Here is a 20,955-nt window from a genome sequence, read left to right as displayed (position 1 = left end):
TAAATCAAATGTATTTCTTTATTACTTCATCATCCCATACTTGCACTTCAATATATCTTTCAGGACCCTTTTGTCCCTCGCGGTTCCATTGTTGCGGCCAGCCGTACTGGTTAATGACATCTTTAATTTCATGTATCGTGTAAACCTGCTCTCGATAAGGTTTATCGTCTTTAAATCTCATCGTTGGGAAAAGATCGCCGTATGTAAAACTCAGGGTTTCGGGATTGAATTGTTCGATATGTATTTTTAGCTCATGGCCTTCGTTATACCATTGTTTTAGCCAGTCGCATGGACCCAGTGTCATATAATGGGGAAACTTATTTTTTGCTTTTCCACCCTTTTGAATAAAATACGCCCGCGCTCTCTGTTCCAACTCCAATCGTATTGGCAGATAGTCATCTGCTCGTTTACTTGCAAAAACGGTATTCTCTTCTTGGAGAGCCTTCATGATGGCTTGGGCTTCAGCTACCGGCAGAGCCGATAGGTTTTTGAAGGGACCTCTCTTCGCCTCATAATAATGATACAAGTAAAGTTGCTTCATGGATCAATCCCTCTGGCATGGTGTAGTGTAATGGTTAAAGTATTTCCGCCAATTCTCTTAAATGTTTAATCGTATGTTCAGGTTTAATCGTTACCTCTTCATTCCATGGTTGATTAACTTCAAACCATATTGTTTTCATGCCGGATTTGCCGGCACCTTGGATATCGTTTTTTGGATGATCCCCGATATACAAGCAGTGTTCCGGACTTAATTCGAGCTTCTCTAATGCCATTTCAAATATTTTAACATCCGGCTTCTTGACGCCGGCTTCCTCGGAGACAAGTATAAAGTCAAACGCGTCCCTAATTCCCAATTGATCAATCTTCCCATACTGGATCGCATTTTTTCCGTTTGTTATGAGTCCCATCTTGTATTTTTGCCGGACATACGAGATGGTTTCGGCCGCGTATTCCATTAACAAGGCGTTTTTTACATAGTGCACGCTGTAGTAGTTTAACAATTCAGTTATTTCAGGTTTTGTTAACCATGGGAGTTCTTCAAGCAATTCAGCAAACAATAGGTTTTTGTCCTTGTACCCGTCCTGATCCAATTCCGTAATTCGGCTCGCAATCCATTCAACGTTCTCTGTATGCTGGAAGTATGTATTTACGAATGATGATGTAAAGCGTTGGAATGTACGGGTTCGATCCAGAATCGTATTATCCAAGTCAAAGAGAACGGCTTTTATATTCTCCATGTTTCCCTCCGCAACCGTTAATTTGCAAGTAACTTCAGTTCAACTTCATCAATCCATTGATTCTGATTGTCAGCAAGTAAAGTGTTCCAGCCTAGAAGCTTAGCCGGCTGTAGGTTTTTATCTTGATCGTCTATGTATAGAATTTGGGCTTTACTTCGGAAGTGCGATTCGACTAATTCGTAAATTCTAATATCCGGTTTGCACAACCCGACTTGGTTGGAAATGGTTATACTCTTTGTGTGTTTTTTAAATATAGCTAAACTGGGCTCTAACCATTGCCAACAATGATTGCTTAACAGATGAATATCGGCAATCCGGCTCCACTGCTCAAGATATTGTACCGCTGGCAATGGTTTTAGCGTCTCGATCAGATGATCTTTTACTTTATCTCTATTAAGACTGGGATAGCGCTCCACCATCCCTATCCAAAACTGTTCTTCTGTAAGACTGCCCGTCCATAGATCCCTTTTAATCTCAAGAAATTGGGTCCTCATGGCCTCAAAAATAACACCTGAACGATCGCCAAGCTCCTTCCAAATTACAGGTGAAAAATTATTTACTAACACGCCTGCGATGTCGAGTACCAATTGTGGTTTAGCTTCCACCATGCCCCCACTCCTATCGCAAATGTTTAGGAACGAAGATCAGTTATATTGAGGTTGATTGATAGGAGTGATCTAAACAAAGCTTTGCAATGTAAAAGATCTGGCCCATATGCTCCGAATAATGAGCCGCACACTGATGCAGCATATCCAGATTCGTACGCTCCTTATTTCTTACAATCTGCGTTTGCTCTAATTCCTGTTGGGAGAGTCGGCCTATCAATTCAATTACAAAATTAAATCTGTTTTCGACTATTAATGTTAGTTCCTTTTTGGAGAGGGACCCTTTCGAAAATTCAGCTTCTCGATCCCTCACAATGTCCTGGTGTAATATGCCTTTGAAAATACGCTCTTGAATGTTTCCTTCGATATGTTGAATTAAATTGGCAATGCTGTGACTCACTTCATTGGGCTTCCAATTCACTTGTTCGTCGCTTAGTTGATCGATTGCTTTTAATATTCTTCTTTGTATCTCCAGAAACTTTTTAGCAAGCCATTGTTGATTAAACTGATAGCTCATATCGCTTCCTCCTCGTATCTGCCCTTGCTCATTCAAAATAATGAATTAATTTTCTCCAACTGCTCTGTAAAGACTTCTATCGGTTTGTTGTAATTGATCGGTTTATATATCAATCGGTTTAACCACTTCATTCGTTCCAAATCATTATCAAAATCGTCTGTGTCAAAGATCGTAATTTCTGTCATTGTTGCTAAAACGCTTCTACTATTTGTTTTTGAAATACAAATATCTGTTCCATGTTTTAAGTAATTCTCGATTTGAGTTTTTGATATTTCTTCGTATTCGAGATATGACTTCATTGTCTCTAAAAACTTCTCTTTAAGCAGATTAAGCTGTCCTGTCCTAACTCCACTTATTAAGATGCATAGTCGGCTTAAATCGTTTATAAATATAATGTGTTTGCGGCTGTTCAAATGAAAAATATGTACATGCCAGCTCAAGAATAAGTCGTCAGCCTTCTCTTCAATTGCTTGAACTTTCATGTCTTTTAACAAGGCTTGAGTAAATCGCAAAGTAATTATAACCGTCTATCCTTTCTTAATTTCCATTTTCCAACATACTATCAACCTTTGAACTCGCTACTATTCTTTTTTCGAGCAATAAACGTAATCCAGTTGCTTCTAAATTCAATATCTGTACCATATTTATGTTCGTTTATATAGTGTGACGATTGTCTTTCAATCATAATCTCCCAATCTTTATATAGTTCATGTAATAATGAAAATGCTTCGTCTGTCTTTAAATTTAGTTCTATCAATCCATCCTTTAGTTCGCCTGTTTCTAAAAAAAAGTCCTGATTTTCAGTACTCATTAATATTGCATTAATTCCATCATTTTTTGTTCCCAGTATCATCCCATTTACAATAGTCTTGAATGCATCTACTGACGAAAGATGTTCTAAGCAAGAACAAGCAACGATGTAATCAAAAGAATTCGGTTGGATACTATAAGTTTCGACATCAGCTGTTTGTGCAATGATATTGTGCTGGACATCATAGGTTTTTGAATTTTCTATTAAATAATCAATGGCTGTTTGAAGTAAGTCCACACAAGTAATCATGCCATTGTATGCTTTTACTTTCTCAGCAATCGGAATACTATTTCTTCCGACTCCGCACCCTAAATCAAGCACTTGTAGCTCGTTAAGATCCATGATATCGAGCATTTCTAAGACGACTTTTACTGGCCTAGCCAGCCAAGTGCCAGTTGCAAAGAGTGCATTTTCAGAATAAAATTTTTGGTGATATTTAATTTCTTCCGCGCGCGTATGAATAAATTTATTCAATTTGCACCTCTAACTATCATGTTCTTGAATAGCCTTCATAATTATTGGTTTTACGTCAGACAAGTTTTTCTTTATGATTTCCCAAATAATTGAATTATCAATTCCAAAATACTCGTGAATCAAAATATTTCTGACACCAATCATCTGTCTCCACGGTATTTCGCTATACTTCACTTTGATTTCTTCAGAAGTATTTCTCGCTGCTTCTCCTATGATTTCTAAATATTCCGTACTACAGCATCAAACATCTTTTCATTACAACAAAAGGAATCGAAATCGATTCCCTTCGTGTAAGTTTCAATTTTGTTTATAGATTCTAAGATGTCATTCAAAGGCACGATTTTATTTTTCATTGAAATTGTACCTCATTTATTATTTGTTCTTTCATAAAGGGTTTAAGTGCTTTTGGTGTTACTAAATCAACTGGCTTTTCAAAAATGCCTTCAAGATATTCTTTAAGCTCAATAAATTCAAAACCAACAGGTGTTTTAAATTCTACAAGTAAATCAATGTCACTTTCATTCGTTTGTTCATCCCTTAGAAATGATCCAAATAGTCCAATGCGATCAACATTAAATGTCTCAACGAGATATTCCTTGTGCTCATGAATCATTCTTTGTATGTCTGTCTTGTTCAATCGGATCACCTCGATTGGATTAAATTCATTCTTCTTTATTATAATCCAGAAACCAAGTATTGATAAAAGGATCTTTCGCAATTAGGAAATGGCACTCACCTAACCTGTCACATTTGCAACAGTTTTCTAGTATTGCTTACTTTGTTGTACGGATTCTTTTATCCATTCTTCCAGCCCTTTAGTACTGACGTATATCTCGTTATCAATCGTCATATACGGAAACCTTTTTCCTGTATAGGAGCCACTCGTTTTTAATAGGTTCTCTTCGGTTGAGATTATTTTTCTAATTTGACTTTCTGTTAAATGCATAAATTCGGAGGTTTCTTTAATTGTCATTAAAGGTCCCGAACCGATTTGTTCCTGACTGATTATATTTGCGGACTGCGTTTGATCATTCGTGGCAGATTTAGAATAGGTCAAAATAACACTTGAGATTATCATTGAAACACCGAGTATCGTCGCTGCTAGTAAAAGACGGAAGCTTTCATTTTTCAAAGATTTATCTCCTTACATATGAATGATGAATCCGGCTTTTTTGCCTTTAATAAACCCAGCTTGTTCATAAAATCGATGTACTTCTTCCCGATGGGCTCCTGTTAAAAGCATGATCTTGTAACAATTCATTTCTCTTGCAACTTGCTTGGCCTCTTCTAACACCATTAATCCAAATCCATTTCGTCTATACTCTCCATGAGTTACGACATTCTCGATTAACCCGTACGGCCTTGCGCTCCTGGTCAAGTTCTTAATCACAACCAGAACACAAGATGCAACGATCTTCCCCATATGTTCGACTACAAGAATATTCATACTTGGGTCCTCTAGCATCGTCTGCCAATGATCGTACAGGCGCTGGTTTCTCTCCAGCTCGGGATCTGCAGGCAGCAGAAACTTATAAAGCAACAAAAGATCCTCCAACTCGTCTTCACGAATAAGTCTGCTTATTGTCATTCGCTGCACCAGCTTTCCAATCATATTTCTTCGATTTTGAAATATGGCTAAGTTCATCTCTTTTCATTCCGAACGGTTCCGGATACGTCGAATTAAAAAAAGCCCTTAAATGGAATTGTAATCCACTTGAGGGCAGTTATCATCATATATTTTTTATTCTCGGTTAACGCCGCTTCTTCTTCCCCCGTCTATACCGGGCATAAACAAGCACGCCAACAGCGAGCGCAGCAGCAATATATAAGACGTAACGCATGGCCCCGGCAATGCCCGGCCTCCAACCGTCCAATGCCTGGGCAGGAACTCCGACATCCAGCTCCGTGATCTCCTCCTTCGCCTTGGCAATGGGTTTGTTGCCGCTGCACAGATTCGTCGTGAGCTTATGATCCCGGTCGTAATACGCATACACGAGGTACGTTTTGTTCATGTTGAACGAATATCCGCATGACGCCTCGCTGCCGTTATAGCTTTGAATTGTGATCCGATTTTTATCGACGCCTTTCCAGGCCTGCTCGACTTCGAATGTATAGTCCCGCGTCTGCCCGAGGATCAGCCAACTGGGCCAACCTTGTTGTTCTACTCAACCGACGCGCGCTCATACATCGTAATTCACGACATACGGCTGCAGCGCCGTATTGTAGTAGCCCTCGCTGTACTCGGCGATCCCGCCCGCTTCGTCGTACGCATAGCGCAGCCGCTTGAGCACGGGGGCGTTCTCCTGCACTTGCAGCAGCTCCGCGGCGCGAACCGGCGCGCCCGCGACGGCGAAGGCGTCGCGGAAGCTCGCGAGCGCGATGCCGCCTTCCTCCAGAAAGTCGTATAGCGACTGCTCTCCGAGCGACGACGGATCGGCATGACCGAGCCGCGCCGGCAGATCGTGCGTGTAATATATGTACGGCAAGCCGTCGAGCAGGTACAGCCGCTCCACCTGCAGGCTCGCTTCCCCGAACAGCCGGTGACGCTCGGTGCCGGGCTCATGCCGCACCATTCCTGCGGCGAGCAGCCTTTTCTGCATCGCATGGCCTTCCTCCACGAGCAGCTCCGTGAAGCTCTTCCATGTGGAGCGCTTGGCCGCCTTCGTATTACGGACGACCCGCGTCCCCCGGCCGCTGCTCGTCTCCAGATAGCCCTCCCGGACGAGCTCCTTGATCGCGCCCCGGATCGTGATCTTGCTGACGCCGAATTCCTCCTCGAGCCGCGGCTCGGGAGGAATGTTCGAATCGAGCGGATACACGCCGTGCACGATCCGGTCCTTCAGTATATTTTTGACCTGCAGGTATAGAGGCCGCTTGTTGCGTGGCAAATTCACGATCCGATCGCTACCTTTCTATGTCGCCCGCCGCCTCCGTCATGGCGCGTACGACTTCTGCCTCCGAGGACATCGGCGTGTCGCCTTGCACCGTATGCGCCAGCATCGCCGCCGCAGCCGCGAACGCCACGGTCCGCTCGGGCGGCATGCCGGTCAATTCCCCGTGCACAATACCGCTCGTATAAGCATCCCCTGCTCCGATTCTATCATAGACGGCGAACGTCAGTCTGTCGGAAAAAGCGAAGGTTCCGTTTTTATATAAGAAACCTTGCAGCGTATGCGAACCGTCCGGGTTAATCGCGCGGTGCGTACCGGCTATGGCGCCGATGCCGTAGGTGTCCGCGACCGTCGGGAGCAGTTCGACCAGTTGTTCATGCCTGACCGTCTTGTCGGTCTCCATGCCCAGAATATGAATCGCGTCGCGCTCGTTCATCATGACCAGATCGGCGAGCCCCAGCATCTCGACATAATGCGGCTTCGCCTTCGCGTAGCCGTCATCTCCCCATAGCGCAGGGCGGTAGTTGCAGTCGAAAACGACGCACCCGCCCCGGCGCTTGACGGCCCGCGCCGAGTCGGCCATATGGCGGCGCACGGTATCGTTCATGGCAAGCGCAATGCCGCAGAAGTGAACGGCGTCGAGCCCGTCCGCGATCGCCTCCCAGTCATACGCGCCGGCCGGCGCCGTATTGAAGCTGCTCTCCAGCCTGTTCGAATAGGTGACCCGGCTCGGCCGGGCGCCGAAGCCGTTCTCGAGGAAGTACAGGCCGATATACTTGCCGTCCCGGCGCACGAAGTTCTGCGCCACGCCCAGCCTGCGCAGGTGGGCGGCCGCCGCGTCGCCGAGCGGGTTGGCAGGCAGCGTCGTGACGAGAAGTCCCTCGTGTCCGAATCGCGCCAGCGCGGAGACGACGTTGACGCCCGTACCGGAGAAGGAGTAGCGCAGCGTATCCGCCTGCGACAGCAGCTCGAAGCCCGGCACCTGCAGGCGCATCATCACTTCGCCGAAGGCGGCGATCCGCTTAGCCATGCAGATCGACCAGCCGCTTCATCGACGCCAGTAGCCGGCGCACGTCGTCCGGTCTCGTATGGCCCGATGCCGAGTCGACGATCGAGGAGTAGACATGCGGGATGACCTGCGGCACGCCGGCCTCGAGCGCGATGCGCAGGATCGGCTCGAAGTTGTCCAGGTCGATGCCGCCCGTCGGTTCCAGTGCGAAGCCTTCGGCGCCGCAAGCCTCGGCGACCGCGCGGTATTCTGCCTCGAGGCTCAGGCCCTTCATCGGGAAGTACTTGAGCGCATTGCCGCCCATATCGCGCACGAGCGCGATCGCGGCACGGACGGGCACGACCGCATGCTCGCCCGCGGCGCTGGCCGGTCCGGTCGAGATGTTGACATAGCCGGGACGGCCCGACGGAGAGACGAGACTGTTGATCCAGCTGTCCCGCTCCCCGAGGTTCGCCCGCGTGGCGCCGACCGCCGGGAACACCTGATTGATGTGGCTGCCCGGGTAATGCTTCGCAATCTCGGCGACGACGGCGGCCTGCCGGTTGTCCCCTGCGCCGAGGCCGATCGACACCGCCTCGTCGATCGCCCTGCCGTATTCCTGCATTGCGGCGACCGCCTCGCCGACGGTCGGGTACGCCTTGGACAACACGCCGACCAGCACATGCCCCTCCGCCGCCTCGAATACTTCCTTCGCATTGTCCACGCTGCCGGCCAGCATGTTCAGCGCTGCGCGGCCCTTGTACAGTCTTTTCGTCAAGCTATTCGTCACGATGGTTGTCCTCCTGCCAATTCGCGTATGCGGGATGCGATGATCTGAATATCGTCGCCCTGAAGCGGGCGCGGGTCGATGTCGAAGTATCCTTGGCGCACGCCGTAGTCGCGGGTATAGATCGCGATCTCGCCGTCCTGCAGCGCCTTCGCCATCTGCACCGCCGTCATGCCCGCCTGCGCCGGATCGATCCGGACGCGTGCGCGATAGATGGCCCGCCCAGCTTCGTCCTGCACGATCGACACTTGGACGCCCGTCAGCTCGTTCAGCGATGCCAGCGCCTGCAGCGTTTCCTTTTCCCGCTCGCTCGTATCTTCCTTGACCATATACTCGTCGAGCGCCTGAAGCAAGCCGAACGTCGTCTCCTTGCCGACCTTCATGCTGCGCCCGATGCCGTGCAGCTGCACCTTGAGCCATTCGACATACTGGCGCTTGCCCCCGACAATGCCGGAGGTGGGTCCCTCGATCGCCTTGGAGCCGCTGTAGATCGCCAGGTCTGCGCACTTCACGTACTTCCGGACATCCTCCTCGGCGGCGGCATCCACGATGAGCGGCACTCCGCACCGCTGCGCGACTTCCCAGGCTTCCTCGACGGAGATCATGTTTTTCTGAACCGCATGATGCGACTTCACGTACAAAATCGCGGCCGTCCGCTCGCCGATCGCGTCCTCGATATGCGCCGCCTTGCCTTCGTTGGCATAGCCGACCTCAACGACCTTGCCGCCGCCCAGGTATACCATCGTCTCCACGGGCGCGCCGTACTGGACATTGTGACCCTTGAGCATCACGATCTCATTGCGCACGATCAGCTCTTGATGCAGCCGCTCGCTCAGCCGACGATTGCCTTGCGTGACGACCGCCGCCACGGACAGCGCGATGCCGCTCGACGCGGAGTTCACGACGACGGCCGCCTCCGAGCCGAGGATGCGCGCGATATGATCGCCGGCCTTGTCGACGAGATCCGCGATCTCTACATACTGCTGGCCGCCCTGCTTCATCGCCTCCATGACGGTATCCGTCGGCGCGGATACGCCGAGAATGCTCATCCTCCCGCTCGCGTTGATGACGCGCTTAAGCCCGTACTTCGCATTCGATGTATTCGCCATTCGCTACGACTCCTCTCGGTACGATTCGTTGGGTTGCCTGACGCCGGTCGCCGTCCGAATCGATCAGCGACACCGGCTCCTCCCGCACTTCGAATACGGTCAGACTGGCGGGGTCTCCATCCAGGATGCGGCCAAGCTCCGGCCGCCCGAGCCATGCCGCCGCACCGGATGTGACTGCCGCGACGACCTCCTGCAAGGAATAGCCCAGATACAGAAACTTGGTCATCACGTTCGCCAGGCTGTAGACCGGTCCGTGCATGCGATTGCCCCGATATATATCGGAGCTGATCGTATGCAGCCCGATGCCGTGCCGCTTGGCCGCCTCGGCGACCCGGAACGAGAAGCTCGCCGTCCCGTGCCCGACGTCCAGCCGCACGCCGCGCGCGAGCGCATCCAGCAGCGCCGGCAGCGGATGGCCCGCCTCGTCGAACAGGTTGTTCGGCTTGCCGTTGAGATAATGCGTGACGATGTCCCGCCGCTCCAGACAGGAGAGCACATCCTCGATGGCCGGCGGCGCCGAGCCGATATGGACCATGAGCGGCAGTCCCGTCGCGGCCGACAGCTCGCGGGCGATGCGCAGCGGCGCGATGCCGCTGTCGCCGACAACACTGCGGCTGATGCGCGCCTTCAGCCCGACGATCAGCTCGGGATGACGACGGACGGCCTCGCAGGCCAGCTCCCCGTCGATCCATGCGAGCTGCGACAGCTCGTCGACCCGCTGCAATCCGATGCGTGAGATGTTGAGAAAAGCGAGCAGGTTCGTCTTCGCCCGTTCGCCGCTCGCAGCCAGATCGTCGATCCGGTCGGCCCCGCAGCTCCCCGCGTCGACGATCGTCGCCACGCCCTGCTTCACGCCGATCTCGTCGATCTCGTCCCCGTACGGATCGAATTCGGGAAAGGCATGCACATGCATGTCGATCCACCCGCCCGATACGTACGCCCCCGCGCAATCGACGACACGAACGCCGGGTTCGGCTGCATCGGGCGAATCTGGCCCCTGGTGACCGGTGTCTCCCGCAACTGCAACCCCCGCGATGACGCCGTCCTCGACCTCGATATCCGCAATCCGCCCGTCCAGCAGCCTGGCTTGGCGGAGCACGAGTTTTTCCAGCATATGAATTCACCTGCTTCCGATTGGCATGCCGCTATCGCTTAAACCTATTTCTTAAGATAGCATACAAAACAGAAAAAACAATATATCGTTATAATGTTTAATTAAATTTCTTGCCTGCCGCGGACGCCGTATCGTACCGGATCGCCTCCGGCACGAACACGCGCCGCCAAGTGACGGACAAGTGGCCGGGTCAGTGAATGGGTAACGTTGAAACTAAAAAAGACGCCCGAGCCTCGTCCGCGCTATGCGGACGAGGTTCGGGCGTCTGTCAGCCGGCGATACAGCGCGGAGACGGCGAAGCAGAGTGTGAGGCTGAGCGCTCCCCCGGCCAGATCGACCAGCACGTCCTGATAGGCCGGCGTGCGGGCTTGCGAGTAGCGCTGGTTCCATTCGTCGATCGTCGCGACGGCCAGCACGACGAGCAGGGCCAGCCCGGCCGCAGCGGCGGGCCTGAGACGCAGCTGCCGCAGCGCGAGCGCGGCCGCGGCGGCCAGCGCGCCGTACACGAACATATGCGCACCCTTGCGGAACAGAAACTCGATCATGCCGTACGGATTCACGTCCCTGCGGTACGCATGGCCGTCGTACCGGATACTCACGGCGGGCAGCAACCGTTCGGCCGTATCGTAGGGCAGCGTCCGCAGCAGCAGCGGCTGGATCGTCTGGGCTTTGTACGGCTGCGACGACAGCATCATGATGGCGGCGATCACGCCGCACAGCAGGATCAGCGCGGCTGGCTTGATCCAGTGCTTTTTAAAGGTCATGCACCGACCTCCTTCTTGAATGTTGGCTGTTAGCGATGCGTCTCAAGCGCCCTCGGCCGCAGATCGCCCCGCGCCTCCAGGTAATCGATCAGGGCGTCGACGGACTGCCCCACGGTCAGCCGCCGGGTGTCCAGCGCCACCTCGGGGCGCTCCGGCACATCGTACGGCGCATCGATGCCCGTGAAGTTCGGGATCTGCCCGTTTCTCGCTTTTTGATACAGACCCTTCGGGTCCCTGCGCTCGCATTCCTCGATCGGACAATCCACATAGATCTCCATGAAGTCGCCGGGCCCGAACAGCTCCCTGACCATGCGCCGGTCCTCGGCGGACGGCGAGATGAGCGCGGCCAGCACGATCATGCCGGCGTCGACGAACAGCTTGGACACTTCGCCTACTCTGCGGATGTTCTCCTTGCGGTCGCTTTCCGTGAAGCCGAGATCGCGGCCGAGTCCGTGGCGGACGTTGTCGCCGTCCAGCACATAGGACGCGATGCCGCGTTCGTGCAGCTCCTTTTCCAGCGCAAAAGCGAGCGTCGTCTTGCCCGATCCGGACAAGCCCGTAAACCAAAGGACGCGGCCCGGATGGCCGCTCCTGCGCTCCCGGTCCGCGCGGCCTACGCCCGAACGCTGCCAGGAGACGTTGCGGTCCGCACCGCCTGTCTCCCCGATCGCCGTGCCGTCCTTGCCGAGCGTCCCCATCGCTTCGTCCATTGCCATCCCGATCCCTCCCTATGATCGCGGTGCGTTCCTTGCAAACGTCCGCCGTATGTCCGTAGCGGAGCGGTGCGTCCTCGCCGGACGAGCGCCGTGTCCATTATCGACGCGGCTCCCCCTAGCGGACCGCCGCCGCCTGCTCCATTCGTTCCTCCGCCGCGCCCCCGCTCTGCGCCCGAAGTCCGCCGTGCTCCTTGCTGACCGCCGCTTCGCCGCGCTCGACCACGACAACCTGGTCTGCGCCCCGGATCGTCGACAGGCGGTGGGCGATGACGATGATCGTCATCCTCCCCTTCAATCGGTCGATCGCCTCCTGGATGAGCGCCTCGTTGTCGGCGTCGAGCGCGCTGGTCGCCTCGTCCAGCACGAGAATCGACGGCTTTCTTAGGATCGCGCGCGCCAGCACGAGCCGCTGCCGCTCCCCGCCCGACAGCCGGACGCCGCGGTCGCCGACGACCGTGTCCAGCCCCTCCGGCAGCCGCTGCACGAACGCATCCGACGCCGAGAAGCGCAGCGCCGCCCACAGCTCCTCCTCGCTCGCCGCCGGCCGGACGGCCAGCAGATTGTCGCGGATGCTCGCATGGAACAGAAACGGGTCCTGCGCCACATAACTCACGGCATGGCGCAGCGCGAGCCGCCGCTCGCGCACGACGGGTTCCCCGTCGATCAGCACCTCGCCGCGCTCGGGCTCGAGCAGTCCCATCAGCAGGTCCACGAGCGTGCTCTTGCCCGCACCCGACCTGCCGACGATCGCCGTCATCTTGCCGGCGGGGATGACGAGACTCACGTCCCGCAGCGCATATTCGTCAGCATCGCCGCTGCCGTATCTGAAATATACATGGCGGCATTCGATGCTCTCCCGCACGGACAGCGCCGCCTCGCCGCGATCCGCTGCGCCGCCTTCCGATTCGCGGGCCTCGGCGCAATCGCGCTCCAGCTCGCGCAGGCTGCGCAGCGCAGGAATGGCGGAGCCGATCTGCTCCGCGCCCGATTGGATCGACGTGAAGCGCGGCCACAGCCGCGCGAACAGCACGACGACGAGCAGCAGCTCGCCCGGCGCGACATCCAGCGCCGCGACGGCCAAGTACACGAACAGCGCGATCAGCGCCGCGGCCGAGATCTTGTACAGACTCGCCGTCGTCGCCTGCAGCCGGGCGAAGGCGGAGAAGTTGGCCTCCATCCGCCCGGTCAGCGCGCGGAACCAATCGAGATACGACGCCTCAAGCCGGTTGCTCTTAATATCCTTGATTCCGTTGAAGTGGTCGTTCAATCCCGCAAAATATTGCTGGGACAGCTCGCCGGTCCGGCTGCCCACCTCCTTGGCGCGCCGGATTCTGCGCCGCATGAACAGCGCGATCGCAGCCCCGCTCACGAGCACGACGGCCGTCAGCTTCGCCGATAGCCAGAAGGCGATCCCGACCTGGATGGCGGTGAAGATGAGCGAGGAGACGAGCTGCAGCAGCAGGTAGGTCGCCTGGCTCGCGCGCGCCAGCTCCGAGGTGAGCACATGATGGAAGTCGGACCTGCGGCTGCGGATGAAAAAGCGCCAGTTCGCGCGCATCAGTCCCTCGTACAGCCGCAGCCGCAGATGCCGGACGAAGCCCTGCTGCAGCCGGGCGCTGCGGATGCTCTGCTCGCGCTGGAGCAGTGCCTGCGCGGCCATGACCAGCACGTAAGCCGCGAGCAGGACGGGCAGCGCGTATGCCTCGGGCAGCCGGCGCAGCGCCGCGAGCCCGTCCGCCGCCAGCGGCAGGCTGCCCGCGCCCGCATCGGCGCCGAGCAGGCCAAGCAGGCCGAGCATCGGCACGAGCATATAGATGCCGATGCCGTCGAACAGGCCGAGCGCGACCATCGCGGCGAGCTGGCCGTACAGCCGCAGCCCCGCATAGGCGCGGAGCGTGTTCAGATAGTATCTTAGCTCGCCCACTTCTTTTCCCCCTTCATGACTGCTGCCTCACGCTTGCTGCCTCACCTGCCGCCACAGCCAGACGAACGGCCTGAGCGGGAAATACAAAAAATAAAGCGACTTCGGCAGCGGCACCGCCTTGGCGTCCCGAAAGCTCGGGTAGAGCCGGGTTAGCGCGTACCGCCACTTTTGACCCGTCGTCTTGAGCTCGAACAAGTAGCGCTTGTAGTCCTTCGATACGTCCCCCGCGCCCGGATCGGTCGTCAGCACGACGGCGTCTGCAATGAAGCCCAGCGCGCGCGCAGCCAGCACGGGCCCGCGGCCGGCAGACAGGCGCGGCTGCAGCGCGCGCGGAATCGGCGTATGCAGCAGCGCGGCGGCCAGCACGAGCGCCTGCCCCGCCTGGTCGAGCGCGTGATAGCGGCGCAGCAGCGGGACCAGCGCAGCCCAGTCCTGGCCGCGACGGACCATCCGGTCGATGTCCGCCAGCCAGCGCAGCCGGAACCAGCCGTGCCGCGCACCGTGCGTCACGAGATACATGAACAGATGATCGTCTCCCGGCATGTGCACCGCAGAGGAGAGCGCCGACGGCTGCCTGGCGTTCCAGAGCGTCTCGAACGACGGCTCCTTGCCGATATCCCCGTTCAGCCGCCAATGCACCTCGATCTGAATGCCCGTCCCCGGATGCGTGAAGGCGACATGATGGATTTTCCACTTCCAATCGCCCAGGCCGCGAGGGATCGGATCGTCCGCCGCATAGCCGAGCTTCTGAAGCAGCCGCTCCGTCAGCTCCAAATCGGCTACGGGGATGAGAATGTCCAGATCCTTGGACGTGCGCAGCGACACGTCTCCGTACAGAAGCTGTGCCAGCGCCGGACCCTTGAGCGCCAGCGAGCGCACGCCTCGCTCCGCCAGCGACCGGCATACCCGGTCCAGCTCGCCCCCGAGGGCGAGCATCCGCCACGTATTGCGGCGGCAATCGCCCGCCAGCGCTTGCAGCACATCGGACGGAATCAATCCGCCGCCGGCTTCGGCATGAATCTGCGGATAGACGCGATGATGCCTGGCCAGCTTCATGAATTGATTCCAATCGATGTGCGGCAACGGGGAGGCGGACGCGCGCTGCAAGACGCCGCTGTCGCTCGCGGGAATATGCTGCGGAAGGCGGTCTTGCGGCTGTCCGGAGCCGCCGGCCCCGTTCGCGGCATTCGCACGGCCGGCGCTACCGCTTCGCAGCGCCTCCAGCATCGCGGTCAGCTCGCCCGGCAATTTGTCTAAGTCGAGACCGTAGGATTGGTTCATGGGGTACGCTTCACTTCCTTCCTGTTCGAGTGCTCCGTCCTGTTCGAATGTTCCGTGCCGAACGCCGCCACCGTCGTGAACAACCGCCGCTCTCCCGCGCCCGTCAGATAGACGGGACCGCTGCGCAGCCAGGCGTGGGCGATCAGATTGCCTTGCTTGTCCTTGGCGGTGCCCAGATACAGCGTGCTGTCCATGCTGCGCCGCTCCAGCATCTTCCTGGCCGCGAGCGCCTGCACGAGGCATTGGCTCTCCCAGAACGTATGCCGGCTCATCACGCGCACCGCCTCCGAGATGCTGCGCACGACGCGCTCCGCGGACAGATCGTGCACATGGGGCGTCTCGGTCATCGGCCTGCCGAGCGTCGGCGCGAGACGCTTGAACGGTATCGCCTTCATGACGCGCGCCCAGGCCAGCCAGCACCAGGCTTCGAGCATGAGCCGCTTGCGCTCCGCCGGCCATCGCAGGAACTTGGCGATGCGGCGCATCAAGCCGACCGCACCTCGATCAGCGATTCGCGGTACAGCTGCCGCAGGAAGACGCCGACTTCACGCTCGCACACCTCACGCTCGATCTCGTATTCCGCCGTCAGCTCGTCGACGAGCCGATGGATGCCGACCGGCGAGGCGATCAGATCCCAGATTCTGCCGCCGATGCGGCCGAGATTGTAATACTTGCCCGTGCCGGCGTTGAACATGACCCGCTCTCCGTTCATGTCGCTCACCATATTGCCCTCCGACCTGACGACGAGCTGATCGGCATCCTGCATTTCCTTCATGTCAACGTTCATTGTCCCAGCGCCCCTTCCTTGTCAAAACGAATGATCGTCTCCGCGAGCTCCCGCGCAGTAAATCCAACCGGTGGACGAGACAGCCTGCCGACGAAAATACGCGAAGCGATGGCGGCTGCGGTGTTGAAGTGCCATTCCGCGAGGCCGAGCCGGGGAATGAGCGCGTGCCGGTACGTATGCTCCAGCATGACGCGCAGGCCGTCCAGCGCAGACAGCGAACGCACGCCCAGCGGCTCCCCGTCGGACCGCTTCAGCTCGAACACGCCGGCCAGCGGCACCGGATCGGCCTTGAACCCGTCCGCGACCGGCACCGCGAACTTCTCGGTCTCGCGGTAGATCGTTCGATACGGAGCGTCCCGGAAACCAAGCCCGTCGAGACTCTCACGCCACAGCTTCTGCTGCGGATAGGCGGGCATGACGACAGGAATGCCGTACGGTCCCGTCGCAATCGCCACCACATCGTCGCTGACGAGACGATGTCCCGTGCCGACGAGCGCCGCAGCCAGCGTCGACTTGCCCGCGCCGGATTCGCCCGCGAAGGCGTAAGCCTTGCCGCCGATGACGACCGCGCTGCCATGCAGCGGCAGCAGCCCGCGCATGAGGAGCAGCGCGCCGAAGCAGGTGCCGAGCAGGTAGACGCGCACCTTCTCCGGATCGGCGCCGGGCAGCGGCGCGACTGCGATCGAGCGCCCCTGGTCGATGCAATAGACAGCCGTCTCCGGGATGAGGAACAAGAACCGGCTGCCCCCGCGCGTGCGCGAGAAATTGCTGCCGCTGACCTCAAGCTCCGCCAGCAGCGGCGCGGGATCGGCCGTGTCGATGACGACGTCCGCCTCGGCCGCCGCGAGACCGGCCTTGCGGATGCCGCTATTCGCCGTGTCGGGCGCTGCCGCCGCTATGCCCGGCTTTGCACCGTCGTACAGCGGCAGCTCGGGCAAGGGGATTCGGCTCGCCACGCTGAGTCCGAACGCCCGGTACACCGTACTCGTCCGCTCCGCCAATACCGCGTCGATCATAGGACTCACTTCCTTTCGGATACAATTTGAATTCACTTTGCCATCCGGCCACCTGAGCGCCGACTGTTGATCTACGTTCACACTTCGTTCCCCAACCGGTCATCTGACTGCCCACTGTTAATCTACGTCCACACTTCGTCCGCGGCCTGCTCCCACTTATAGGCAAAGAAGCCCTTGTACAGCCCATAGGCTGCACAAGGACGCTTTGGCTAACGCGGACCATCCGGCTCAGCTCGGAGTGTAGATGTCCATGTCTTCCGTCGTAACGAAGTCGATGTGGGTCGTGCCCTTCCCGTACATCGTTTCGCTGACGTTCAACGTTTCGAGCTCAGGCGTTTGCCATTGTTGCTTCGTGCGATTTTCCATTGTTTTCACCTCCTTTCAAGGGCATATGGACAGGATTGATCGGCAAGCGATTGATCGGCAAGCTGCTCCGGTCCCCCCCCACCGTCAGGCGTGACGCTTGATGAAGCGGTACAGGATCACGCTGCGCAGCAGCAGTCTCATCTCCGGGTGAAAAGCGAGCTCGGGGCGCGGCTCCCTGCCGATGCCTGCCGCGGCGGCCCGGATGCGGTCGACGTTGAGATAGCCGGCCGCCGCCGAATCGGCGCACAGCCGCCGCACCTCGTCTAGCAAAAGCGGCCACATCGGCGCGGCCCGGTGAAGCCAATCCGCGCCCTGGATGCCGCGCACCCGCTGATTGAGCCGCACCTCGTCCGGCAGCAGCGACTCGGTCGCCCGCCGGATCAGGGCGCGGTCCATGCCGTCCCGCACGTACTGCTCGACCGGCACCGCGAGGCAGAACCGCACGACCCGCAGGTCGCAGGTCGGATCGCGCTCCCAGACGCCGTACCGCAGCGACAGCTTGGTCGCCGTCGCGCCGTTCTTGTTCGCGGCCGCCAGGCTGGCAAGCTTGTCGCGGCGAACCGCAAACGGGTCCGCCGCTCTGCCGCTCCCGGCGCCGCGCATGCCGGCGACGATGCCCACCGCTCCCGCGCTCCCCGATCCGGCGCCGGCCCGGCCGCTGCGCAGCCTGTCGAATACGCGGGTATGCGCCGCGAAGTCGGGATGGATGAGCATCGACGGCAGATCGGGCTCGCCGCCAGCCCGCGATCGGCCCGCCAGCGCCGGGAGCGCCAGCCGTCCGACTGCGCCGAGCAGGCGACGCCGGCCAACTCCTTTGTTCGCGCCGAACAAGCGCAGCTCCCGCGAGAGCCGCAGCCACTTCATGCGCCGCAGCAGCTGCGCATAATAGTCCAACGCCGGCCCCCACGACACCGTGAAGTTGCCGCGCGCCCCGGTCAGCAGCACGCCCGCGCCCTGCCTGCCCGCCTGCTCGTGAATGCCCTTCAGCCAATGGGAATTCTCAAAAAACTTGTAAGGAACCTCCAGCAGATCAAGCCATTCGTCGATCTCGGAGAGCGGGCTGATCCCCTCGAAGCCCATGTAATGCTGCTCGATGTTGCCGACATGCCGGACCGTCGCTTCGATATACGGCCGCTCGTCCGCCGCCGCATGGCCCGGCGTCCAGTCCGTGAAGTCCCGGACCGGGACGCTGCTGTACGCTTGCAACGTCTTGCCCTGCTCGCGCAGCGCCTGCGCGGCGAAGCCCGCGACCGCCCCCGAGTCGAGGCCGCCGCTCAGCGTCGCCGCGACCCCGCGATGCGTGCGAAGCCGGCAGCGCACGGCCTCGCCGAATACGTCCCGCATCGCCTCGGCGTATTCGCCGTCCGATCCGAGCCGCAGCGGCCCGTCCGGCTCGATCGAGCCGTAGCGGGACAGCTCGGCGCGTCCGTCCGCGACGACGACCGCATGGCCCGGCGGCACCTGACGGATGCCCCGGTACGGCGTCGCACCGGCGTCCGTACATTCGAACATCTCCGGAATCGCCATAAATTCGGCGAGCCAGGACTCGTCCAGCCGTAGAGCCGCATCCGGCAGCGCGAGCAGCGGGCTCATCGTCGTGGCGAAGGCATAGCGCCTGGCGTCGATATGGTAGTAGAGCGAGCGGCTGCCGAACAGGTCACGTGCGCCGAACAGCCGCCGTCGCGTCTCGTCCCAGATCATGAACGCGAAGTCGCCGATCAGATAGGCCGGCGTCTCCGGCCCCCATCTGCGGTACGCGAGCAGGATCAGCTCGCTGTCCGTCATCGCGCCGCGACGGCCGGCGTCTACCCCGAGCCGCTCGAACAGCTCCCGGCGGTTGTCGATGATCGCGTCCGCGACGATGCGCAGCCGCTGCTCCGCCAATCCGCTCCCGCCATCCGGGTCCCGTCTATCCGGCGCTTCGCCGCCCCTGCCTCCATCCCCGCTGCCGTCCGGCATGCGCTCCCGAACGGATTCGGGCGTGATCCATCGGATGCGGCAGCCGAGGAAGGCCGGACCTCCGCGCCATGTCCGCTCGTCGTCCGCGACATATCCGCGCATGGCGCTCATCATCGCTTCGCCGTCCGCGGCATCCGCGGCCTGCCCGTCGAATCGGACGATGCCTGCGAGCGCGCTCACTTGCGCCCTCCGCCGGCCATATAAGCCGCAGCGAAGCGGGTCAGCCGCCGGCCCAGCGGGAGCGCCGACTTCAGCCAGCCGGACTTGCGCTTCATCGCCGCGAGCCGGGTCTGCAGCAGCTGCCGCTCCCGCAGGCCGGCTTCGATTCGCAGCTCCAGCGCGCGGACCGTCATGCGCAGCTGCTGCAGCTGCGCTTCCGGCTGCCCGCCGGATGCCGCATTTGCCGCTGCCGCCGGTCCGCCCGCCGCCGTACTGGCGGCCGCTCGTCCGGCTGTCTCCGCACCCGCAGCCGCACTCGCTGCCGCCGGTCCGCCCGACGCTGCGCTCGCCGTCATATTCGCCGCCGCACCGGCCACCTCACCCGGCCCTGCGCTGCCTGCGCCCGAGCGCATCGCATACCCCGGCTCCCACCGGCAGCCGGTCGCCTCCGCCAGCTGCCGCTCGCGAAGCGCCAGCAGCCGCTCGTCCGGCTCACGCCCGAAGCGGACGCCGGTCCAGCGCTCCGCCTCCGCCAGCTCCTCGCCGTAGCCGAGCGTCTCGAACGCTCGCGCTCCGAGCAGCCGCACGTACAGCTCGACTTCCCGCTTCGTGAGCACGTCCTTCCACGCATCGACCGACGCTTGATGCGGCGCCGCATGGTCGGCCACGTTCGGATCGCCGACGCCCATGCTGAAGTACAGCTCCGACTTCGCCGTGTTCATCCGCTCGCCGTACCGCTCCATACCTGCCTCGTACGGGATGCCGAGGAAGCGGCATACGCCCGCCAGCTCCGTCTCGGGATCGGCGACCAGCCGCTCGTAGCGCAGCCGGTAGGCGTGCGGATCGTTCCCTGCGAAGTAGCCGCAGTACCGCAGCAGCCCGATCGTCAGATCGGCCGCCTTGATATCGAACGCGGGACCGGTCAGCAAGCCCGCCAGATCGGAGGCGCCGCCCCGGGACGCGCCGAGCTTCTTGTAGGAAGCGAGCACGGCCAGCGGATTGCGGATGAGCCAGATGCGCCGCGACTTCGGGAACAGCACGTCCAGGAACTCCAGCAGGTAGTAGTAGCGGGGCGACTTGTCGACGACGATGTCCGCGCCGCCGCCGCCGCGCAGCAGGCCGTTGTAGGCCTGCAAGGCGAACGATCGGCACGCGTCCGCGAACGTGTCCTCCGGCAGCACGCCGCCGAAAAACCGCTCGAGAATCGCCCCGCCGCCGTAGGCGCGCCTCGGCGCCGCCTTCAGGTCGAGCAGGCTCATCAGAAACCACATCTCCTGAGCGGCGAATATGCGGCTATGGTTCTGCAGCATGACCGTGGCCAGGGAGCTGCCGCTCCTCGGCGTGCACAGCAGGAACACGAGATTGTTGCCCTGTTCGTCGACCATCCGGCGGACGCCTCCTTTGCATCAGGTGATGAACTGTTCCTATGTACGGCCGCTGTACGACCGC

At 58.6% G+C, this 20,955-nt stretch carries 26 protein-coding genes; all 26 read right to left on the bottom strand.

Annotation, left to right across the window (positions count from 1 at the left end; translation table 11 throughout):
- Nucleotides 1–4: 4 nt before the first annotated feature.
- The 26 genes from VQ071_RS20610 to VQ071_RS20485 all read right to left on the bottom strand — a co-directional run bounded on the left by VQ071_RS20610 (nt 5) and on the right by VQ071_RS20485 (nt 20,891).
- On the bottom strand, nt 5–541 hold the full coding sequence (locus VQ071_RS20610) for a hypothetical protein (RefSeq protein WP_340516082.1): 537 nt from the start codon (nt 539–541) through the stop codon (nt 5–7).
- A gap of 34 nt (nt 542–575) precedes the next feature.
- Nucleotides 576–1,238 carry an HAD family hydrolase gene (locus tag VQ071_RS20605; protein ID WP_340516081.1) on the bottom strand — a complete coding sequence of 221 codons (663 nt, stop codon included), beginning with the start codon at nt 1,236–1,238 and terminating at the stop codon, nt 576–578.
- Nucleotides 1,239–1,255: 17 nt separating this feature from the next.
- Nucleotides 1,256–1,846 (bottom strand): HAD-IA family hydrolase, encoded by a 591-nt coding sequence (locus VQ071_RS20600; RefSeq protein ID WP_340516080.1) that lies wholly within the window; start codon nt 1,844–1,846, stop codon nt 1,256–1,258.
- A gap of 40 nt (nt 1,847–1,886) precedes the next feature.
- Nucleotides 1,887–2,360 carry a DUF1572 family protein gene (locus tag VQ071_RS20595; RefSeq protein WP_340516079.1) on the bottom strand — a complete coding sequence of 158 codons (474 nt, stop codon included), beginning with the start codon at nt 2,358–2,360 and terminating at the stop codon, nt 1,887–1,889.
- Nucleotides 2,361–2,392: 32 nt separating this feature from the next.
- A complete protein-coding gene (locus VQ071_RS20590; protein ID WP_340516078.1) occupies nt 2,393–2,872 on the bottom strand; it encodes a DUF6933 domain-containing protein in 480 nt (159 codons plus the stop codon).
- Between the two features lie 50 nt (nt 2,873–2,922).
- A complete protein-coding gene (locus tag VQ071_RS20585; RefSeq protein WP_340516077.1) occupies nt 2,923–3,645 on the bottom strand; it encodes a class I SAM-dependent methyltransferase in 723 nt (240 codons plus the stop codon).
- A 9-nt stretch (nt 3,646–3,654) separates the two neighbouring features.
- Nucleotides 3,655–3,819: a HepT-like ribonuclease domain-containing protein gene (locus VQ071_RS20580; RefSeq protein WP_340516076.1), complete on the bottom strand. Its 165-nt coding sequence runs from the start codon at nt 3,817–3,819 to the stop codon at nt 3,655–3,657.
- A 175-nt stretch (nt 3,820–3,994) separates the two neighbouring features.
- Nucleotides 3,995–4,282: a nucleotidyltransferase family protein gene (locus VQ071_RS20575; RefSeq protein ID WP_445293317.1), complete on the bottom strand. Its 288-nt coding sequence runs from the start codon at nt 4,280–4,282 to the stop codon at nt 3,995–3,997.
- A 126-nt stretch (nt 4,283–4,408) separates the two neighbouring features.
- On the bottom strand, nt 4,409–4,777 hold the full coding sequence (locus VQ071_RS20570; protein ID WP_340516075.1) for a DNA-binding protein: 369 nt from the start codon (nt 4,775–4,777) through the stop codon (nt 4,409–4,411).
- 12 nt (nt 4,778–4,789) lie between these two features.
- Nucleotides 4,790–5,290, bottom strand: a complete 501-nt coding sequence (locus VQ071_RS20565) for a GNAT family N-acetyltransferase (RefSeq protein ID WP_340516074.1) — start codon at nt 5,288–5,290, stop codon at nt 4,790–4,792.
- Nucleotides 5,291–5,396: 106 nt separating this feature from the next.
- The gene (locus VQ071_RS20560) at nt 5,397–5,657 is read right to left on the bottom strand and encodes a hypothetical protein (RefSeq protein ID WP_340516073.1); all 261 of its coding nucleotides are present in this window, start codon (nt 5,655–5,657) and stop codon (nt 5,397–5,399) included.
- 168 nt (nt 5,658–5,825) lie between these two features.
- A complete protein-coding gene (locus VQ071_RS20555) occupies nt 5,826–6,539 on the bottom strand; it encodes a GntR family transcriptional regulator (protein WP_340516072.1) in 714 nt (237 codons plus the stop codon).
- Nucleotides 6,540–6,549: 10 nt separating this feature from the next.
- Entirely contained in the window at nt 6,550–7,566 is a 1,017-nt protein-coding gene (locus VQ071_RS20550; protein ID WP_340516071.1) for a sugar kinase, read from the bottom strand.
- Nucleotides 7,559–8,314 (bottom strand): 2-dehydro-3-deoxy-phosphogluconate aldolase, encoded by a 756-nt coding sequence (dagF, locus tag VQ071_RS20545; protein WP_340516070.1) that lies wholly within the window; start codon nt 8,312–8,314, stop codon nt 7,559–7,561. Before dagF ends, VQ071_RS20550 begins: the two co-directional genes overlap by 8 nt.
- Nucleotides 8,311–9,420, bottom strand: coding sequence for a DgaE family pyridoxal phosphate-dependent ammonia lyase (locus VQ071_RS20540; RefSeq protein ID WP_340516069.1), 1,110 nt, complete (start codon nt 9,418–9,420; stop codon nt 8,311–8,313). Before VQ071_RS20540 ends, dagF begins: the two co-directional genes overlap by 4 nt.
- Entirely contained in the window at nt 9,386–10,534 is a 1,149-nt protein-coding gene (locus VQ071_RS20535; protein WP_340516068.1) for an amidohydrolase/deacetylase family metallohydrolase, read from the bottom strand. The genes VQ071_RS20540 and VQ071_RS20535 overlap by 35 nt, the downstream gene beginning before the upstream one ends.
- 242 nt (nt 10,535–10,776) lie before the next feature.
- Nucleotides 10,777–11,298: a VanZ family protein gene (locus tag VQ071_RS20530; RefSeq protein WP_340516067.1), complete on the bottom strand. Its 522-nt coding sequence runs from the start codon at nt 11,296–11,298 to the stop codon at nt 10,777–10,779.
- Nucleotides 11,299–11,327: 29 nt separating this feature from the next.
- Nucleotides 11,328–11,996, bottom strand: a complete 669-nt coding sequence (gene cysC / locus VQ071_RS20525; RefSeq protein WP_340516121.1) for an adenylyl-sulfate kinase — start codon at nt 11,994–11,996, stop codon at nt 11,328–11,330.
- Nucleotides 11,997–12,129: 133 nt separating this feature from the next.
- Nucleotides 12,130–13,938, bottom strand: coding sequence for an ABC transporter ATP-binding protein (locus VQ071_RS20520; protein WP_340516066.1), 1,809 nt, complete (start codon nt 13,936–13,938; stop codon nt 12,130–12,132).
- Nucleotides 13,939–13,965: 27 nt separating this feature from the next.
- Nucleotides 13,966–15,219: a nucleotidyltransferase domain-containing protein gene (locus tag VQ071_RS20515; RefSeq protein ID WP_340516065.1), complete on the bottom strand. Its 1,254-nt coding sequence runs from the start codon at nt 15,217–15,219 to the stop codon at nt 13,966–13,968.
- Nucleotides 15,216–15,704, bottom strand: a complete 489-nt coding sequence (locus VQ071_RS20510; RefSeq protein WP_340516120.1) for a lasso peptide biosynthesis B2 protein — start codon at nt 15,702–15,704, stop codon at nt 15,216–15,218. The genes VQ071_RS20515 and VQ071_RS20510 overlap by 4 nt, the downstream gene beginning before the upstream one ends.
- A complete protein-coding gene (locus VQ071_RS20505; protein WP_340516064.1) occupies nt 15,704–16,006 on the bottom strand; it encodes a lasso peptide biosynthesis PqqD family chaperone in 303 nt (100 codons plus the stop codon). Before VQ071_RS20505 ends, VQ071_RS20510 begins: the two co-directional genes overlap by 1 nt.
- Entirely contained in the window at nt 16,003–17,022 is a 1,020-nt protein-coding gene (locus tag VQ071_RS20500) for an HPr kinase/phosphorylase (protein ID WP_340516063.1), read from the bottom strand. Before VQ071_RS20500 ends, VQ071_RS20505 begins: the two co-directional genes overlap by 4 nt.
- Before the next feature lie 228 nt (nt 17,023–17,250).
- A complete protein-coding gene (locus VQ071_RS20495) occupies nt 17,251–17,388 on the bottom strand; it encodes a paeninodin family lasso peptide (protein ID WP_340516062.1) in 138 nt (45 codons plus the stop codon).
- An 84-nt stretch (nt 17,389–17,472) separates the two neighbouring features.
- Nucleotides 17,473–19,527, bottom strand: a complete 2,055-nt coding sequence (locus tag VQ071_RS20490; RefSeq protein ID WP_340516061.1) for an asparagine synthase-related protein — start codon at nt 19,525–19,527, stop codon at nt 17,473–17,475.
- On the bottom strand, nt 19,524–20,891 hold the full coding sequence (locus VQ071_RS20485; RefSeq protein ID WP_340516058.1) for a sulfotransferase family protein: 1,368 nt from the start codon (nt 20,889–20,891) through the stop codon (nt 19,524–19,526). Before VQ071_RS20485 ends, VQ071_RS20490 begins: the two co-directional genes overlap by 4 nt.
- Nucleotides 20,892–20,955 lie beyond the last annotated feature (64 nt).

Source organism: Cohnella sp. 56, from assembly GCF_037963805.1.
Lineage (GTDB): Bacteria > Bacillota > Bacilli > Paenibacillales > Paenibacillaceae > Cohnella.
The sequence above is the reverse complement of the archived record's forward strand: the minus strand, read 5'-3'. Positions and strand labels throughout refer to the sequence as shown.

Coding starts and splice junctions, on each gene's coding strand:
- VQ071_RS20505 (WP_340516064.1), bottom strand. CDS start 16,006: ATGAACGTTGACATGAAGGAAATGCAGGATGCCGATCAGCTCGTCGTC.
- VQ071_RS20535 (WP_340516068.1), bottom strand. CDS start 10,534: ATGCTGGAAAAACTCGTGCTCCGCCAAGCCAGGCTGCTGGACGGGCGG.
- VQ071_RS20515 (WP_340516065.1), bottom strand. CDS start 15,219: ATGAACCAATCCTACGGTCTCGACTTAGACAAATTGCCGGGCGAGCTG.
- VQ071_RS20530 (WP_340516067.1), bottom strand. CDS start 11,298: ATGACCTTTAAAAAGCACTGGATCAAGCCAGCCGCGCTGATCCTGCTG.
- VQ071_RS20610 (WP_340516082.1), bottom strand. CDS start 541: ATGAAGCAACTTTACTTGTATCATTATTATGAGGCGAAGAGAGGTCCC.
- VQ071_RS20560 (WP_340516073.1), bottom strand. CDS start 5,657: ATGAACAAAACGTACCTCGTGTATGCGTATTACGACCGGGATCATAAG.
- VQ071_RS20495 (WP_340516062.1), bottom strand. CDS start 17,388: ATGGAAAATCGCACGAAGCAACAATGGCAAACGCCTGAGCTCGAAACG.
- VQ071_RS20565 (WP_340516074.1), bottom strand. CDS start 5,290: ATGAACTTAGCCATATTTCAAAATCGAAGAAATATGATTGGAAAGCTG.
- cysC (WP_340516121.1), bottom strand. CDS start 11,996: ATGGGGACGCTCGGCAAGGACGGCACGGCGATCGGGGAGACAGGCGGT.
- VQ071_RS20605 (WP_340516081.1), bottom strand. CDS start 1,238: ATGGAGAATATAAAAGCCGTTCTCTTTGACTTGGATAATACGATTCTG.
- VQ071_RS20540 (WP_340516069.1), bottom strand. CDS start 9,420: ATGGCGAATACATCGAATGCGAAGTACGGGCTTAAGCGCGTCATCAAC.
- VQ071_RS20485 (WP_340516058.1), bottom strand. CDS start 20,891: ATGGTCGACGAACAGGGCAACAATCTCGTGTTCCTGCTGTGCACGCCG.
- VQ071_RS20595 (WP_340516079.1), bottom strand. CDS start 2,360: ATGAGCTATCAGTTTAATCAACAATGGCTTGCTAAAAAGTTTCTGGAG.
- VQ071_RS20500 (WP_340516063.1), bottom strand. CDS start 17,022: ATGATCGACGCGGTATTGGCGGAGCGGACGAGTACGGTGTACCGGGCG.
- VQ071_RS20600 (WP_340516080.1), bottom strand. CDS start 1,846: ATGGTGGAAGCTAAACCACAATTGGTACTCGACATCGCAGGCGTGTTA.
- VQ071_RS20510 (WP_340516120.1), bottom strand. CDS start 15,704: ATGCGCCGCATCGCCAAGTTCCTGCGATGGCCGGCGGAGCGCAAGCGG.
- VQ071_RS20550 (WP_340516071.1), bottom strand. CDS start 7,566: ATGGCTAAGCGGATCGCCGCCTTCGGCGAAGTGATGATGCGCCTGCAG.